This is a genomic window from Glaciecola sp. G7-5 (assembly GCF_055808975.1).
The window spans coordinates 3,053,292-3,070,048 of record NZ_CM147892.1 but is presented as its reverse complement, the minus strand read 5'-3'; the positions used below and the strand labels follow the sequence as shown (position 1 = coordinate 3,070,048).

9 protein-coding genes are annotated in these 16,757 nt (G+C 40.4%); 7 read left to right on the top strand and 2 right to left on the bottom strand.

Annotated elements, in window-relative coordinates; translation table 11 throughout:
• Window positions 1-29: 29 nt before the first annotated feature.
• A complete protein-coding gene (locus AC0L6H_RS13435) occupies window positions 30-2,876 on the bottom strand; it encodes a family 78 glycoside hydrolase catalytic domain (protein WP_473389554.1) in 2,847 nt (948 codons plus the stop codon).
• 61 nt (window positions 2,877-2,937) lie between these two features.
• Window positions 2,938-4,635: a GH39 family glycosyl hydrolase gene (locus AC0L6H_RS13430; RefSeq protein ID WP_473389553.1), complete on the bottom strand. Its 1,698-nt coding sequence runs from the start codon at window positions 4,633-4,635 to the stop codon at window positions 2,938-2,940.
• Window positions 4,636-5,218: 583 nt separating this feature from the next.
• Between AC0L6H_RS13430 and AC0L6H_RS13425 the strand changes: the two genes are divergently transcribed.
• The 7 genes from AC0L6H_RS13425 (at window position 5,219) to AC0L6H_RS13395 (ending at window position 16,695) form a co-directional block, all read left to right on the top strand.
• On the top strand, window positions 5,219-6,727 hold the full coding sequence (locus tag AC0L6H_RS13425; RefSeq protein ID WP_473389551.1) for a sulfatase family protein: 1,509 nt from the start codon (window positions 5,219-5,221) through the stop codon (window positions 6,725-6,727).
• Between the two features lie 2 nt (window positions 6,728-6,729).
• On the top strand, window positions 6,730-7,284 hold the full coding sequence (locus AC0L6H_RS13420; RefSeq protein WP_473389550.1) for a gluconate 2-dehydrogenase subunit 3 family protein: 555 nt from the start codon (window positions 6,730-6,732) through the stop codon (window positions 7,282-7,284).
• 1 nt (window position 7,285) lies between these two features.
• Window positions 7,286-8,974, top strand: coding sequence for a GMC oxidoreductase (locus AC0L6H_RS13415; protein ID WP_473389549.1), 1,689 nt, complete (start codon window positions 7,286-7,288; stop codon window positions 8,972-8,974).
• Window positions 8,975-8,990: 16 nt separating this feature from the next.
• Window positions 8,991-10,226: a glycoside hydrolase family 88/105 protein gene (locus AC0L6H_RS13410; RefSeq protein WP_473389547.1), complete on the top strand. Its 1,236-nt coding sequence runs from the start codon at window positions 8,991-8,993 to the stop codon at window positions 10,224-10,226.
• A 95-nt stretch (window positions 10,227-10,321) separates the two neighbouring features.
• Window positions 10,322-11,524, top strand: coding sequence for a glycoside hydrolase family 88/105 protein (locus AC0L6H_RS13405; protein WP_473389546.1), 1,203 nt, complete (start codon window positions 10,322-10,324; stop codon window positions 11,522-11,524).
• A 37-nt stretch (window positions 11,525-11,561) separates the two neighbouring features.
• Window positions 11,562-13,034, top strand: coding sequence for a sulfatase (locus tag AC0L6H_RS13400; protein WP_473389545.1), 1,473 nt, complete (start codon window positions 11,562-11,564; stop codon window positions 13,032-13,034).
• A gap of 520 nt (window positions 13,035-13,554) precedes the next feature.
• A complete protein-coding gene (locus tag AC0L6H_RS13395; protein WP_473389544.1) occupies window positions 13,555-16,695 on the top strand; it encodes a TonB-dependent receptor in 3,141 nt (1,046 codons plus the stop codon).
• Window positions 16,696-16,757: the final 62 nt, after the last annotated feature.

Below are 16,757 nucleotides of genomic sequence, written 5' to 3'. Positions count from 1 at the left end.
CTACATATTCCAATTTGGCTTTTCAACGACTAATTCTGTGACACTAAAGAATAGCGTCCTGCGGTAAATAGTTTGCTTTCTCGATTAGGCAAGGTGACCAAGGCAGTAGTGTTGTTTGGGACGACAAACTCCCACATTACTTTGTTGCCTTCCCGCCACCAGCGACTTTCAATCGTTCCGTAGCCAGTTCTGTACGAGACATCAACAGACTCTAACCCCGCTGCGAATATGGGTCTAAGCTCAAAATCTTGAAATCCAACACTGTCTTGTAGTAAACGAATCCCCCCTAAGCCTTCATAAAACCACCCATCATAACCACTGTGAAAAGGATGATTAAGAGAGCGACCCGGCGAATTACGACGCTCAGGATCAAGACTTGGGTCAATTACACCTTTTCGTTCCCATAAAGTAGTGGCATTTAAGTTGTCAAATTGCCATTTATAACCGGGATAACCTTCTGCGGTAAAGATGTTAAATGCGGTATCTCCATAACCAAAGTCACTTAAAGACTTGTACAAATAGGTTTGGCCTAGCGCTCCCACAGAACCATGACCATTCCAAGTTTTGACTACATCTTGATTCAAACCGTCAGCGACACTTTGGCGTAATTCAAAAGGCGTTATGTCAAATTGTAAAGCCATCGCATCAGCGGTTTGGCTACCGTAGTGGCCTGTCTCAGGATTATAAAATTCTTTATGATATTGCGCAGCAATACGCTCAAATAGCACAGAAAATTGCTTTGCTTCATTTGATTTGTTTAACAACAGCGCTATTTTTGACATTAGGTTTGCTGTATGGGCAAACAAGGCTGAGCTGGTTGCTGTAGGTGACGTGTATTGTGGGTTGCAGCGTTTACGTCCCATGCCAGGTTTACGCACTGGATCGCACCAATCTCCGTAGCCAATACGCAACAATGAATTCTCAAGTCTAGCTTCACCTGCTTGCATGTACTCCAACATGCTTTCGTATTGGTCCTTCAGTGTTTGTAAATCACCGTAGTGACGATAATTCTCCCAAGCAATCATTATTTCAGCTGCCGCCCAATCAAAATTGCCACCATGAGTGCGCTTTCCGGGGACTACCGCAGGGGCAACAAATTGAGCGGTTTTAAAGTCGCCTAAATACTTCTGCCAAAAATTCTGCATATTGAAATTGTAATTGCCGGTAATAAGTGCAGCATGAGCATCTCCTGTCCACCCCGCTCTTTCTCTTATTGGGCAATCCATTGGTAGTGCCATTAAGTTACTCTCGTAGCTCCATAAGGCCATATCATGGATACGATTGATCAATGGACTCGAGCTTGAAAATTGCCCCACTCGTGCCACATCGCTTCTAAGCAAATGCGCAGTAATTGCATCAAGTTGTGGTGCTGCGTCTAAACCAGTGATTTCTAGATACCGAAAACCATGCCACGTAAATGCAGGGCTCCATGTTCCACTTGGATTGTTTGAAGCCACATACGTATCCACTTGCTTTAGTAGTGGCGCGCCACCACCTGATTTTTGACTGATGTTTCCGTCAATATCTGCCCATTCAGCATAGCGTAAATGAATAGCCTGATTGGGTTTCAAACCCAGTTTTTGCAAATCCACGGTAGGGATGCCGGTAAAGTTTTGTCCAAAATCCAATACCCACACTTTTTCTTTTGGTTGATAGAGTTTTTTGGCCGTCATTTTTTGAATCGCACGAATAGGAGGCAGCAATTGCGGCTCAAGGCTTTTTGTTGGCCATTTTGCTAAGGCTTCAACTGAATTCCATAATCTATCATTTTTAACTTGATTCGCACCATCCCATTTCTTTATGGCTTTGTTAGCGTCATAAAATTCTCCAGAAAAAATACCTTCTTTCAAAACCGGCGATGGATGACTCAGCCAATTTTCATCCGACACCACAACTTGCTTACTGCCGTCTGCAAAACTCAGTTCTAATTGGGCAATAAATTTTGGCTGGCCATATGATAACGATTTAGAAGGCTGACTATTTGGCTTGGCGTCTGGATTGTCCCATTTGCTAAACGCGATATTTTCGTCGTACCAGCCACTGCCAAGGTGCACACCAATGTTATTTTTTCCATTCGATATTAAATGTGAAACATCGTCTGTGTTATACAAAATACGTTTGTCAAAATCTGTTTGCCCAGGATCGGCCAAACGCTCATCAACCTTTTCACCATTAATAAAGACCTCGTAATAACCTGCAGCGGTGCTATGTAAACGAGCCTTTGTCACTTTTTTATCTACAGGTATCGTAAAGGTATGGCGAAATAAACTAGCACTAGGTTGAGCAGTCAATTGTTGCAAGACTCTCTGCTGCGTTTGTTCTTTGCTTTTGGATAACTTATCAGTAACACTTGCGTGTATATTAGCTGCAAACAGCATCCACTCAGTTAAGGGTTCGGTAACTTGACTTATAAACGGTTGCTTGACTTGTATCCACTTTGCTTGCCAATCACTTTTATTAACTAGGCCCATTTCCCATTTTTCGATACGGCTCCATTCATTTGCAGACTCATTATTTGTGCTCCATACTCTGACTCGCCAAAATGCGGTTTGTCCACTTTTGAGTATTCTGCCTTGATAAGGGATATTTACCGATTGTCTTGCACTTACTTTACCGCTATCCCATAAATTTGGATTTCCACTCACTAGTAAATCAGCCGAACTTGCGACTTGGACTTGATAAGCCCCTTGCGAAGCTACATTTGATAGCCAAGAAAGTCTTGGTGTTGAGTTGTGTACGTTGAGTGGCGTCACAATACCCTCTACCAACAATTGTGAAGGGCTAGTCAAACTTTTATCCGAATAAGGATTAGCATGCTCGGTTGAACAAGCCAACAAGAAGCTACAAAATAATGTCATTAATATTGTGTTTTTCATCAAAATTTAACCTAGTTTTGTGTCAGTAAAATACATAAATAGCTTGTAAGAACGTTAATACCTACAAGCGTATTTCTAATTTTTGTACTGCAAAAGAAGCAATCTCAGACTCGATATGAATGATTGATGCTTTTTCTATATTGCTTGGTGATTTCTCTGCGCCTGGTAAACTTTGTCCGCTTTGCCAATCACTCCATATGATCATGTTTGATTCATCATATTTGTGTTGTTTGTCTAAATATACTTGCATTCCTTCAGGCTTAAGCCCCTTGGTGCCAGAAGCGGTAAAATGCAAACTATCATCCCACCAGCCGCCTTTTTTAGACGACAACCTGGCTTTAGGATATGCCGCGATAAATATTTCTTCTGCATTATTATCCTTATCGATAGTCCCAATACGATATTTATAGGACGTAGAAACTGGAACCGGAACTTTGAGCGATACTTTTATTTGTTCTGGTGATTGATGAGATAAAACTTGTTTATTAAAGTTGAACAAGAGCAAATCGTATGCATTTTTATGAGGCTGCTTAGTAAAGATCCCATCAATTTGATTCCCCTTATTTGAAACTTCGCCTTTAACTTCATTGTTATACAGGTCATTGCCAACCATAGGTAACAAAGCATATTGAGTTAAGGCTTCGGGGGCGTAGTTACCATTACGACCAGTTCCCCATTGAAAGACTTCTGCAATGTTTTTGTTTAGCATCATCTTAGTTAACATGGCAAAAAATGAGGAAGCATGTGAGGTGCTTACACTGACAAAACCAGCTCGTTGCATTTTTGAGATGAGTTTAAATTCGTGAATTTCTAAACTAGCGTTTGTATTCCAATCAGGATGTTGCTGTATAGGCGCAAAATCATGTTCATAAACATGTTGCATGTCTAATTCATTGGGTTTATGAATATGTGGATAATAAGATATAGCGACAAAATCATAAGGGACTTTATTTGCTTTTGCCCATGCAATGAAGTGCGGCGCGTATGCATTTTCTGTGTTGCCAGTATAATCTACATAACGACCTTTAAAAGACGACTCTCTAAAATGCACGCCTACTTTTGCAGCTGGTAAAACGCTACGTAGCGCACTAACAGTATTTTGGTAGTGTGCAAAAAACTGTTGTCGAGTACCAACCCAATGCTGTGGTCGTGTATCTATTTCAGAGCCAACGCGGAAACGCCATGTTAACACTTTTTCTTTCCCGTAAGTGTTAACTAAATGTTGGCTTAAGTCCGCGATAAACTTATGCCAAGCGTTAACATCAGCGGGAGGTAAGCCGTTACCATAAACACTATTAGCATCTTTTAGTAAATAGTCTTTCCCGTTTGGCTCACTTACAAACATTAAGCCTTTTTGGAAAGCCCATGGCGGGTTATCTAATACTATTTGAAAAACATCCCATCCGTTGTTTAACCAAGCATCGATTCTGTTGGTGACTTTGTCAAAGTCATAAATATAGGTTTCTCCATCCCATTTATATGCGTCAGCACTTATGTCTTTAGAAGCCCAACCACCCAGCATTCTTACAGTATTCACCTGTGGCGTTTGACCAAAATCAGCGGGTTTTGAGTTATGCGATGCTCTTTCGGTTCTAACGGCGACATCAAAAAAGTCGTATATGGTCCCTACTTTGTTATCGCTATGAGTAAAGTCGGCTTGTAGGATGATTGCTGGTTTGTCTGCTGTTTTTGCAGATTTGCTGCAGGTGAAGACTAAGAGTGCAGTAAATACCGAAGTAATGAGTATGCTATATTTCATGGTTAATCGCCTTTTAAAAATACCAATTAGCTGGAGCGACATTAACAAGCGTTCTTCCTATGGCTTGTTTAGCTTTCAGTAATGTTTATTATTCTTTGCAGTTAACATTACGAAACAATCTAGCAACAAATAAAACACACAAACAGTCTATTATCAAATCAGGTTAATTTAAAGCACTTTCAATCAAAACTTTATTGCTATGACACATTTAAATTTTTGGGGTAACACTCTAGCTATTGCGTTTACGGGCATAAAACAAACAGAAACCGCCTGTATTTAGGGTTTCTTAGCGCATTGCGTTAAACAGAAATAATGCGTTTATTTCAAATTAAATAACTTTGTAGATTTATGCGTTATCTGCACTTACGTGCAAAATAAACATTATTTAATAGGCTCAAAACCAAAATAAATAAGCAGAGAATGATTCAATATGAGTTTATTTGCTCAATAATGTCTGCTATTGTAACGAAATAGTTAAATGCATGTAATATGGATTGGTGATATAGCTATGATGAATACATCAATACACAGACGAACTAAGCGTTTAGCCCGTCGTTTTTAAATGAGCATCGGTGACAAAACAATGAATATCATAAGTAAAGTTTATAAAAATCTTCATATTAATTGCCAGCGTAAAATAACGCTTTTTTTATTGTTATTAGCATCTATGCTCACAATTGTTGCGTGCACCAGTAACCCTGCTACACAAAATACAAGCTCGACCAAACCCAACATACTATTTATTTTAGCCGATGATCATCGAGCCGACTTATTAGGTAAATATCATCCAATTATAAAAACGCCTAATTTAGATGAATTGGCAAACAAAGGTAGCGTGTTTACAAAGGCCTTTGTCACAACACCTATATGCGCCACAAGCCGAATCAGCATACTAACTGGCTTAACTGAACGTACTCACGATTTCACTTTTGGGCGACCTAAAACAGGCATTGAAGAATCTAGTAATATGTATCCTGCTGTGCTGAAACGCGGCGGCTATCGTTCTGCATTTGTGGGTAAATACGAAATTGGTATTTCCGGTAAAAACGAAGACAGATTCGATTTTTTCAAACCTCTTCTACAATCGAAAACAGAGCAATATGAAGGAAAAACGCTGCCCCAAACATACTACATAGCCGAATTAGCGAAGGATTTTATTGAGCAATCAAAAACATCTAATCAACCTTGGACTATGTCGGTTAACTTTTGGAACCCTCATGCGCATGATGTCGATTTAAAGGATCAGTATCACTACCCTGAAGAATTTGAAAGTATGTATGCTGATGTGACGATACCACCTGCCAAATTTTCAGATGACGCCACATTTCAATCTTTGCCCGAATTTTTACAAAATTCCATTGGACGTGAACGCTGGACATGGCGTTACGATACACCTCAAAAGTATCAAAGAATGGTAAAACGTTATTACCGCGCAATAAGTGCTGTAGATAAAGCGGTCGGCATGATTTACCAAAAGCTAAAAGAAAGCGGTATGGCCGAAAACACAATCATCATCTATATGGGTGACAATGGTTATAACCTAAATGAACGCCAGCTAGCGGGAAAGTGGTTTGGTTGGGAAGAATCCTTAGCCATTCCATTAATTATTTATGATCCTCGAAACGAAGCTTCGCATACGCGCGAAATAAGTGAAATCGCCTTAAATATCGATATAGCGTCAACAGTTGTCGATTTTGCAGGCCTCAAAACACCATCAACATATCAAGGTGCCAGCTTAACGCCATTACTTAATAAAGTTGAAAACGTGGAGTGGCGAGATGAGTTTTTCTTCGAACATATGTACCAACCAAAGCGGTCATTTATACCGCCAACCGTTGGTATACGTAGCCAAAAATGGAAATATGTTGATTTCTACAAAAATGACTATCAGCAGTTGTTTGATTTAGAAAGCGACCCGCAAGAAAAATACAATTTAATAGAATCGGTGGAACATCAAGAGGTGGTGAATAGATTAAGCCACAAAGTTGATCAGTACATCAAAAGATATGAAGACCAACGAACGACACAAGTGAAGCAAAGAGATTCCTTTATAAACGTTAGACATCAAGCTGAACCAAAATATGGACAATAACGATGAATAGAAGAGACATACTTAAATATGTGGCCGCCATTACCGGCACAGCAATTTGTTCGCCATTAAATGCAACATTGTTATCAAGTTCCGCTAACAATGCTTCAGGGGGACTTGAAAAAGGTCAATTTTTTTCCGCTGAGGAGCTTCGAAATATCAGTCAAATTATCGATGTGATTTTACCCGAGACCGACTCACCATCTGCGTCGCAGGTTGATGTGCATCTAATCATGGACAATATGTTTGATAAAGTATTTACGCCCCATTATAAAAAGATGTTTATGACTTCATTTAAGGCATTGATTGAACATTTATCTATACTTAAGTTTAACAAAAAGTCAGTTGCACAACAGGTAGCAGCGTTAAATCAACTTGAACAATCCAAAGATGTAAATAAGGGCTACAAAGCCTATATCGATATAAAGCAACAAAGCATTGCCTACTATTTAAGTAATGAAAAAATTGCAGAGAAGTATTTAAACTATCTACCTATACCTGGTGCATACACTGCGTGTATTTCTGTGTCAGAAGTGGGTGGTAAGGCATGGGCAGAATAAGATGAGTAAAACATTTGACGCGATTGTAATTGGTTCTGGGATTTCGGGTGGTTACGCCGCCATGGAATTATGTAAAAAAGGGTATAAAACCCTAATGTTAGAACGCGGACGCATGGTTGAACATGGGCAATACCCGACCGCACATCTAGATAAATGGGACTTACCCAATCAGGGGAAAGTGAGCTTAGAAGAGAAACAAAAGCACTACTTTAACCAAAGTAAACTGCATTGGTGGGTAAGTGAAGAAGTAAAGCCTTTTATCAATAAAGATGACGAATATCCCTATGATGAAGACGAACCCTTTGCGTGGATACGCGGGCATCACGTAGGTGGACGCTCAGTTATGTGGGGTAGACATTGCCCAAGATGGAGCGATATCGATTTTGAAGCAAATAAAAAGGAAGGGATAGCGGTTGATTGGCCTATTCGTTATGCCGATATTGAACCTTGGTACGACTATGTTGAAACCTTTGTTGGCATCGCGGGCCAAGCAGAGGGATTAAAACAAGCGCCAGATGGTAAATTTATTGCGCCTTTTCCACTTAACTGCGTCGAACAATCATTGCGTGAAGCAGTAAAAGAGAAATACCCAGAACGTATTGTGACACCCTGTCGCACGGCTAATTTAAGTGAATATAATCCCGAGGTTCATTTAGGTACACGTGGGCAATGTATGGCACGAAATAGATGTAAACGAGGATGCCCTTTTGGTGCATACTTTAGCACCCAATCAGCAACGTTACCTGTGGCCAAAAGTACCGGTAATCTAAACCTAATCTCTGACGCCATTGTTATGGAAATAATCTACGATGCAGAACAAGAAAAAGCGACTGGTGTAAGAGTCAAAGATGCGAATACTGGAAAAGTAACTGATTATTTCGCGCGTATTATTTTCTGTAACGCCAGCACGGTAGGCACAGCAGCAATATTATTAAATAGTCGCTCAAAAGCATTTCCAAACGGTTTAGGTAATAGTAGTGGCGAACTCGGTCACAATATGATGGACCATCATTATGGAATGGGAGCTTCTGGTATTTTAGAAGGACATGAAGAAGAATATTATAAAGGACGCAAACCCAAGGGTTTCTTTATACCTCCGTTTACAAATATCGATGAACAAAGCAAGCAAAAAGACTATATCCGTAATTTTAGCTATCAAGGCGGTGCATCACGCACAACAAACAACGCCAATGGTGCTATAGGTAAAGACTTAAAAGAAGTGATTTTTACCCCTGGGAAATGGCGAATTAATATGGAGTGTTTCGGCGAGATACTTCCCTACCACGACAATCGTATGTATTTGAATTTTGACAAACGTGATAAGCACGGCATGCCCATCATTACTTTTGACGCAAAACTACGTGAAAATGAAATAAAAATGCGTGAGCACGGCGTTAAATGCGCGGTAGATATGTTAAAGGCTGCAGGCTGCACAGACATTCGCACCCGCAATTCAAACACTTTGGTCGGTGCCTGTATTCATGAAATGGGGACGGCAAGGATGGGACACGATCCAAAAACGAGTGTATTAAATAAATGGAATCAAATGCATGAAGTCCCTAATGTGTTTGTTACTGATGGCGCCTGCATGACTAGTGCCGGCACACAAAACCCAAGTCTTACTTATATGGCGCTTGCTGCCCGCGCGGTGGATTACGCTGATAAACAAATCAAAACTGGAAAATTATAGGGATTAGAGAGAGCTTATGAAAAAATTTAATAAAACTATTGCCGTGTTGCCTTTGACAATTAGTTTGTTACTCGCGGGTTGTGGCAACGATAAATCAGACACAGCAAGAGAAAACGTGCAAAAGCCTCAAACAAGCACTAGCACTAACGTGTCACCAAATAGCATTCGTCAATCAGCAAACGACATAGCCAATAGCGCAGCTCAATGGCAAATTGACCAATTAGGTAGTCTTAATTATATTCCTGAGTCACATAGAGCAAAATCTGAAAATGCAAAATTTTGGATTCAAGCTGCTTTTTACATTGGTTTGACTCGCTGGACCGAAACATCGAACAATCAAACTTTCTTGGATTTTATGGAAAAAGTTGCCCAACGAGAAAACTATGAATTGTTATTGGACCGTCCCTATCACGCTGACGACCATACGATCGCACAAACTTACCTGTGGTTAGCAGAGCAAAACAATAACCTAGATGCGATAAAGCCAACTAAAGATGTTTTCGATATGATATTAGCCAATAAGCCCCAAGTTGGTCTTGAAATGCTAGACGAAACGGCTTCGGGCTCGGGCAAAGTGCATCTTGAAGGTAACTGTCAACTCCGTTGGTGCTGGGCAGATGCCTTATTTATGGCCCCACGCGCTTGGTTACAGATGACCAATATTACTGGCGATGATAAATATTTTGACTATGCAGATAAAGAGTTCTGGGCGAGTGCTGACTACTTGTTTTCTGACAAATATGGCTTGTTCTTTCGTGATAGCCGCTACTTTGATATGAAAAGTGATAATGGCGAACCAGTATTTTGGGGACGTGGCAATGGTTGGGTATTTGCCGCAATCCCTTTAATTATTGACGAGTTACCTGAGAATCATCCATCCAAACCTCGTTACATAGAGCTCTACAAGAAAAACGCGGCGGCCTTACTTAAACTGCAAACTGACGACGGTTATTGGCCCGCATCTTTAATGGATCCAAACAAAGTAAAAACACCCGAAGTAAGCGGAACAGGTTTTATCACATTTGGCTTAGCCTGGGGTGTTAACAACGGGATTTTGAATGATGAAGAATCGAAACAGATTGTAGAAAAAGGTTGGTCTGCTATACAACGAGCCGTTGAACCTAATGGCCGAGTTAATTGGGTTCAACATGTAGGTAAATCACCAGACCCAGTGAAAAAGACAGACTCGCAGTTGTATGGCGTTGGTGCTGTGTTATTAGCTGCATCAGAAATGGCTAAATGGACTGATTAAATTCATCGCGCAAGTTAAGACTTTTGAAAGCTATTGCTTTGCTGTTCAATGGCTTTTCTAATTTTTCTTATTACTTTAATGTTATGGACTGAACAATGAAAACTAAATTAGCGATATGTGCTTTAGCAATATTAACCTCTATGGCTGGAAGCGGGTGTAATTCTGTTCCTAGTACATCAGGAGTACAAGTTGCAATAGGCGCACCTCAACAAATACAACAATCAGCTCAAGTTCTCGGACAAAATGTCGCACAGTGGCAAATTGAACAAATTGAAAATGACAATTATGATTATTTAGCAAAGAGATACCACAATAGCTCTTCAAACCCTTTAGGCTGGATCCAAGCCGCATTTTACGTGGGCCTGACGCGCTGGGTCGAAACCGTTAACGACCAAACGTCATTAGCTCATATTAAAAATATGGCCGAGGAACAAGACTACCAATTAATGTTAAAACGCCCCTTACATGGTGATGATCATGCTATTGGGCAAACTTTTTTATGGTTAAGCGAACAAACAGGCAATCAAGCTGCGTACCGACCAACTCAGCAACTGTTTGACAAAATACTCGCTAACCCGCCCACCGTTAGCTTAGAAATGATTGAAGAGGAACCTCGACGACGAGGCTTTGAAGGAGCATGCCAAGACCGATGGTGTTGGTCTGACGCCTTATTTATGGCGCCACGTACTTGGTTAAAATTGAGCAACATTACTGGCGATGATAAATATTTCAATTACGCCGACAATGAGTATTGGGCCACCGTTGATTATTTATTTTCAGAACAATACGGCTTATTTTTTAGAGACAGTCGTTATTTTGAGAAAAAAAGCGATAATGGTAAGCCAGTATTTTGGAGCCGCGGTAACGGCTGGGTATTTGCTGGTTTACCGTTAATCATCGACGATTTACCCAAAGACCACCCTTCCCGTGACAAATACATAGCGCTATATAAACGCTACGCAGACGCCTTACAAAGCATACAAAACCCCAATGGTTATTGGTCACCCTCTTTACTCGACCCTAACAAAGTGAAAACACCAGAAACAAGCGGCACAGGTTTTATTACCTTTGGCTTAGCATGGGGAGTTAACAATGGGATACTTAGCGACCAAAAATACAAAACCTCGGCATTAAAGGGCTGGCAAGCATTAGAAAAAGCAACTCAAGCCAATGGTAAGGTTAACTGGGTGCAGCAGGTAGGTAAATCTCCTGATCCAGTCGCAGAACATGAGACTCAATTTTATGGTGCCGGTGCTGTATTACTTGCCGCATCAGAAATGACGAAGTGGAAAGGATGAATATTGAGTGATGATATTCAGCAACTGTAGGCCTATTATGCCGATAAAGTTTACATATCTATTTTCAGTTGTAGGTGCAGTACTATTGTTCTTATGTATTTCAATTAATGCTCATGCAATAGAAGAACGACCTAACATCGTCGTTTTTCTAATCGACGATTTACGTGTAGATCTCGGTACTTATGGCAGTGAACATGTCATTAGTCCAAATATTGATGCTTTAGCTAAGCAAGGCGTAAAATTTACTCACGCATATGCACAACAGGCAATATGTGGGCCGTCGCGCGTCAGTATCATGACTGGTTTGCGCCCGGAAACGACCGGCCTATATAGCATAGATAGAGCTGGCCGTTTACGTCCCAATCAGCCTAACGTTATATCTATGCCCCAGCTATTCAAAGATAATGGCTACCAAACTATTAGCATAGGTAAAGTTTATCACAGTGTTACTGACGATCAGGAAAACTGGACTTCGCACATAAAAAAATTAGATAACTTCTATGCGATCAAGGGTAACAAGGAAAAAAAATTTGCCTATGAGGCAGGCAATGTTGACGACGATTTTTATAAAGATGGCAAAGTAGCTAACGCTGCAATAGAAACCTTGAAAAAACTAAAAAACGAAAAATTTTTAATGTTCGTTGGTTTTAGTAAACCCCACTTACCTTTTAATGCCCCAAAACGATATTGGGATCTATACGACCGTGATCAATTTACCGTTCCGAATCGAAAAAAGCCCGACAACATGTATCGCTTAGCTTTAACTAATTGGAATGAGTTGAGAATGTACGGAGGTATTCCTAAAGAAGGCGATACCAATGATGAGTTAACCAAAACCTTAATTCATGCGTACTACGCCTCAGTTAGTTATATGGATGCCCAAGTGGGCAAAGTGATGCAAACGCTTGATGATCTTAAACTTCGCGAAAATACCATGATTGTTTTTATGAGTGATCATGGTTATAAACTAGGTGAATATGGCGCTTGGAATAAACACACTAATATGGAACTCGACACCCGTGTGCCATTAATAATCAGCCGCGAAACCGCCCATAAAGGTCGAAAAGCGGGTGTGACGTCTACCGCCTTAATTGAGAACATAGATGTTTTTCCAACCATTGCTGCAGCAGCCGGTTTACCGCTACCCCGAGTGGATGGTAAAAGCCTTTTAGGCTTATTGGATAACCCGGACATGCCTTGGGATAGTGCCGCGTATAGCTTATTTACACGTGGTAAAAAACTAATGGGGGTCAGTGTAACGGACGGAATATGGCGTTATACCGAATGGCGCAATGCTGATACTCAAGCAGTTCAATTTACAGAATTATACTTGCATAAAAATAGTCCACTAGCGTTCGAAAATGTCGCCGGTCAATTAAAATATCAAGATGTAGAGCAGCGTTTAAAGACTTTATTAGATGAAAACTTCTCACCTGACTCGCCCTCTTTTTATAACAAACCTAAGTTAGCAAGTAATTCAACGGCAGTAAGTTCAAATGACAATAAATAATATTAACAGAATGCCGATATTTGACGGCTTATTGATTCTTTTAAAATAACGTTATCTCGATGTGAGTTTCGCCAAATTGCCAATGCTTGTCATTCCCAACACAATTTGAAATCTCTGGTTTATGCCATTTACAGTTGTTGACTCTCTTTTTTTCAGGTACTTCCTAGGTCATTCCATCGAAGGATGGAATCCTCCAGTCTATTCTAGTCACATTAAATCACAAAATTTTAGATACCTATAGCTTTTGGCTCAAATGCATAGCTAAGGCATAGCTAAGGCATAGCTAAGGCATAGCTAAGGCTGAGTTTTTAGCGGATCATCAAAAAATATAAAACGTTAAATAACAACACTTTAACATAAAAATAACACCTCAGCATAACAAATAGATTGCAAATGACCAGTTTTGAGTCAATATACGCGCGAATGATGTTAACGCCCTTAACAAGCCATTAACCTCCCTTCAAACTAAAGAAATATTTTTACAAACCTTTGAAAGGTTTAGCTTTAAGGTAATATACAAATGAAACAGAAAAACACTCAATTTACCCAAAGTAAATTAAACAAAAAATATACTTTTACGAGTTCCGCTGCTTTATTACTTGCAGTGTGCACACCTAGTGTTATCGCACAAGAAATTAATTCTGCACTAAATGCAGAAGTAGACACGACTGAGATAATTGAAGTTACTGGCGTTAGAAGTTCACTTGAAAATGCATTGAATGTGAAAAGAAGTTCTTCTTCAATTGTTGATGCAATTTCGTCAACCGATATTGATGCATTACCTGCACTAGACTTTGGTGAAGCCTTACAAGCTTTGCCGGGCGTACAATTAGATCGGTCAAATGAAGGCCGTACGTCAGAAATTAGCTTACGCGGTTTGTCGGGTGGCTTTGTGCAAACAACCGCATTCGGACAAAGTTTTGCAACGCCAAGCAGAAGTACTGGACCAACAGGTGGTACGAACCCTTTTGCAGCGTTTGAAGCCGGTGTATTTGACGGCGTAACCCTCATTAAGTCTCCAACTGCTGACATGCAAGCTGGCGGTATGGCCGGTATTGTTGATAAACAATTACAACAAGCATTATCGAAAAAAGACGGTCAATATGGTGTTAGTTTAGGTGGCCAATATGAAGAATTGACGGGTAATTGGGATAAAACCATAAAATTATCTGCCACTAAGCATCTAATTAAAGATAAGTTAGCGGTCGCCTTTAAATACTCAGGCTCAGACCAAACTTTTCGTCGTGATCTCATACAGTTTACTCAGTATTCTTCATTTGAAGAAACCACTAACGATGGCCGTGTTGTGTCTGAGAATATTGCCGCTTACAAAGAAAAATATGGCTTGGCGGCCGACGCCAATGTGCTTGGTGTGGCAAGTGGTCGCAATGTAAGTGAATACAGTGAAGGTGATCGTCATTCGTTTACCGGTAACATTGAATGGAGAGCAACCGACGACCTGAAATTGGGTGCGCATGTATTATATACAGAGCGTGATTTAGGTGAAGGCACCAAAGAAGATACTGCCTTTAATGCCGGATTGAATCCCACTAGAGGTGACAGACATCACCGCCATGCAGGTTTTGAACCCGACATGGATACTGCCCCATTTATCTACAAGCATGATGAAGATGGCAACCCTGTTTATATGGTTAGTCAAGCTAACTTTACTGACGGTGGCTGGCAAGTAACTAACCGTAAAACCACTTTCTTAGAGTCGTCTAAGGGCCTAATGTTATACGGCGATTATGTGAAAGATGATTGGACGTTTGATGGTGTGCTTAGTTACTCTGAAGCTGAGAACCAGTTTATGAATATCGGTTTAGATTTCCGTCACATGGAGCATCACAATGCATCGGTTAATCACGTGGCTGCAGGTGCTGATTCTAGAGTGACAATTAATTCAGTGGGCACAGGTATTAACGGTAGTTTTAATACTGGTCAAGGTATTATGGATCAAATGGCGATTTCGGCTACCGGATGGGATAATTTTAATTATAATAATTTAAATTGGTCTGCCCCGACGACTTCTGGCGCAAGCGTCACGTCTATGGATCCATCTAATGGTGGCGTTCGAATAGGCCATTACATTGATGGGCGTGTAGATAACCCTACGCGTAAAATGCAAGCAGTCGAATTTAATGCGGAGCGTTTTACCGAGTTTGAATTGGGCGACATGCTAACGATTGGCTCCATAAAATTTGGTCTGCGTCATAGTATTGAAGATTTGCAAAATCGTGACCAAAAAATTGGGGCACCTGGCGTCAATGTGGCGAACATCGATAATATGTTCTTTAGTCCGGATATTCTTGTAGCGCAACAAACCGCCTTTTTTGATGGTAAATTGCCTGGGACTTTCGATGCATCAACCGGTTGGCTAACACTAGATACACCATATGTGACCAGCCAATTACAAACCGGTATGGCGGATTTAACGCAGGTAACAGACGATAATCCCGTTGCCCTTGCGTTTGCAGATCCGAGCGGTTTCTATGATCGATTAAATGCTGCTACTCAGTTACCACAATTTTATACGAACAATTTTGCCGCTGAACAAGGGATCACCGCCGCCTATATTATGGCAAGCTTTGAAGGTGAAATTGGCGATATAACATACACTGGCAATGCAGGTATTCGTCATGAAAAAACTGCCAATGATTTTGACGGACGTTCTATTACTCGAGTTAACGGCGTAAGTGTTCCTAGTGAATTTACTTACAGTCATGATTATAGTAGTACCTTACCATCAATAAACTTGGCGGTTGATTTACATGAAGACTTTGTAATTCGTGCCTCATACTACAAGTCATTAGTTAGACCTAACTTAAGAAGTCAAAACCCAGCACTTGATATTAGTGAGGGGAACTCTTCCATTAATATTACCTTGCCTAAAGCTGAAGTTAATCCATACACAGCCGACAACTATGACTTGTCATTTGAATGGTATAACCGAGAAGGTAGTGCAATTTCTTTGGGCTTATTCAGAAAAAACATTACCGGCTTGTTCGACACTTCTAGAGATTGTCCAAGCTTAGGTGAATACCCTTTCCTAGATGAACTTTATGGCGAGTTCATTGGTGTAGATTCCGAATTACCTGATAACTGTACCCAATCTACAGTGTTTGTAAATCCAGATACAAACGAAGAGATTAATCGTTCCGTTACCGTTAACCGTACTTTTAACTCCGACGAAGAAATAAAGTTAACGGGAGCTGAATTTGCAGTGCAACAAAAACTGGATTTCCTACCCTACCCTTGGAACGGTTTTGGTGGTGTTTTTAACTACACATATATCGACCAAGATGCCACCTTAGAAGGCGATAGTGAACTCTACAAAGTATCTCCTAGTTCGTATAACATTATTGGCTATTGGGAAAATGATGGCATCAGCATTCGTTTAGCCTACAACTGGCGTGACAAATTTGATGTTCAATACCCTGGCGGTTCATATTATGGTATTGAAGATCGCACCGTTAAAGCCGGCGGTCGCTTAGATTTAGCAACTAGTTATAAAGTAACGAAAGACTTTAAACTATACTTTAAAGCCTATAACTTGATGAATGAACAAACCTATGAGTACTTTGGTGACGACGAAAGAGCGATAGCACGTCTCGATTACGCTGGACGTATATACTCTGTCAGTTTGAATTATTCATTCTAATTGTATGTTGAACACGTGCTACATCACAATAAACAGTCACTAAAAAAGCAAAAGGACAAGTC

What these genes read in the sequence shown, in the direction of transcription:
- AC0L6H_RS13435 (WP_473389554.1), bottom strand. Translation starts at nt 2,876, where the DNA reads ATGAAAAACACAATATTAATGACATTATTTTGTAGCTTCTTGTTGGCT.
- AC0L6H_RS13430 (WP_473389553.1), bottom strand. Translation starts at nt 4,635, where the DNA reads ATGAAATATAGCATACTCATTACTTCGGTATTTACTGCACTCTTAGTC.
- AC0L6H_RS13425 (WP_473389551.1), top strand. Translation starts at nt 5,219, where the DNA reads ATGAATATCATAAGTAAAGTTTATAAAAATCTTCATATTAATTGCCAG.
- AC0L6H_RS13420 (WP_473389550.1), top strand. Translation starts at nt 6,730, where the DNA reads ATGAATAGAAGAGACATACTTAAATATGTGGCCGCCATTACCGGCACA.
- AC0L6H_RS13415 (WP_473389549.1), top strand. Translation starts at nt 7,286, where the DNA reads ATGAGTAAAACATTTGACGCGATTGTAATTGGTTCTGGGATTTCGGGT.
- AC0L6H_RS13410 (WP_473389547.1), top strand. Translation starts at nt 8,991, where the DNA reads ATGAAAAAATTTAATAAAACTATTGCCGTGTTGCCTTTGACAATTAGT.
- AC0L6H_RS13405 (WP_473389546.1), top strand. Translation starts at nt 10,322, where the DNA reads ATGAAAACTAAATTAGCGATATGTGCTTTAGCAATATTAACCTCTATG.
- AC0L6H_RS13400 (WP_473389545.1), top strand. Translation starts at nt 11,562, where the DNA reads ATGCCGATAAAGTTTACATATCTATTTTCAGTTGTAGGTGCAGTACTA.
- AC0L6H_RS13395 (WP_473389544.1), top strand. Translation starts at nt 13,555, where the DNA reads ATGAAACAGAAAAACACTCAATTTACCCAAAGTAAATTAAACAAAAAA.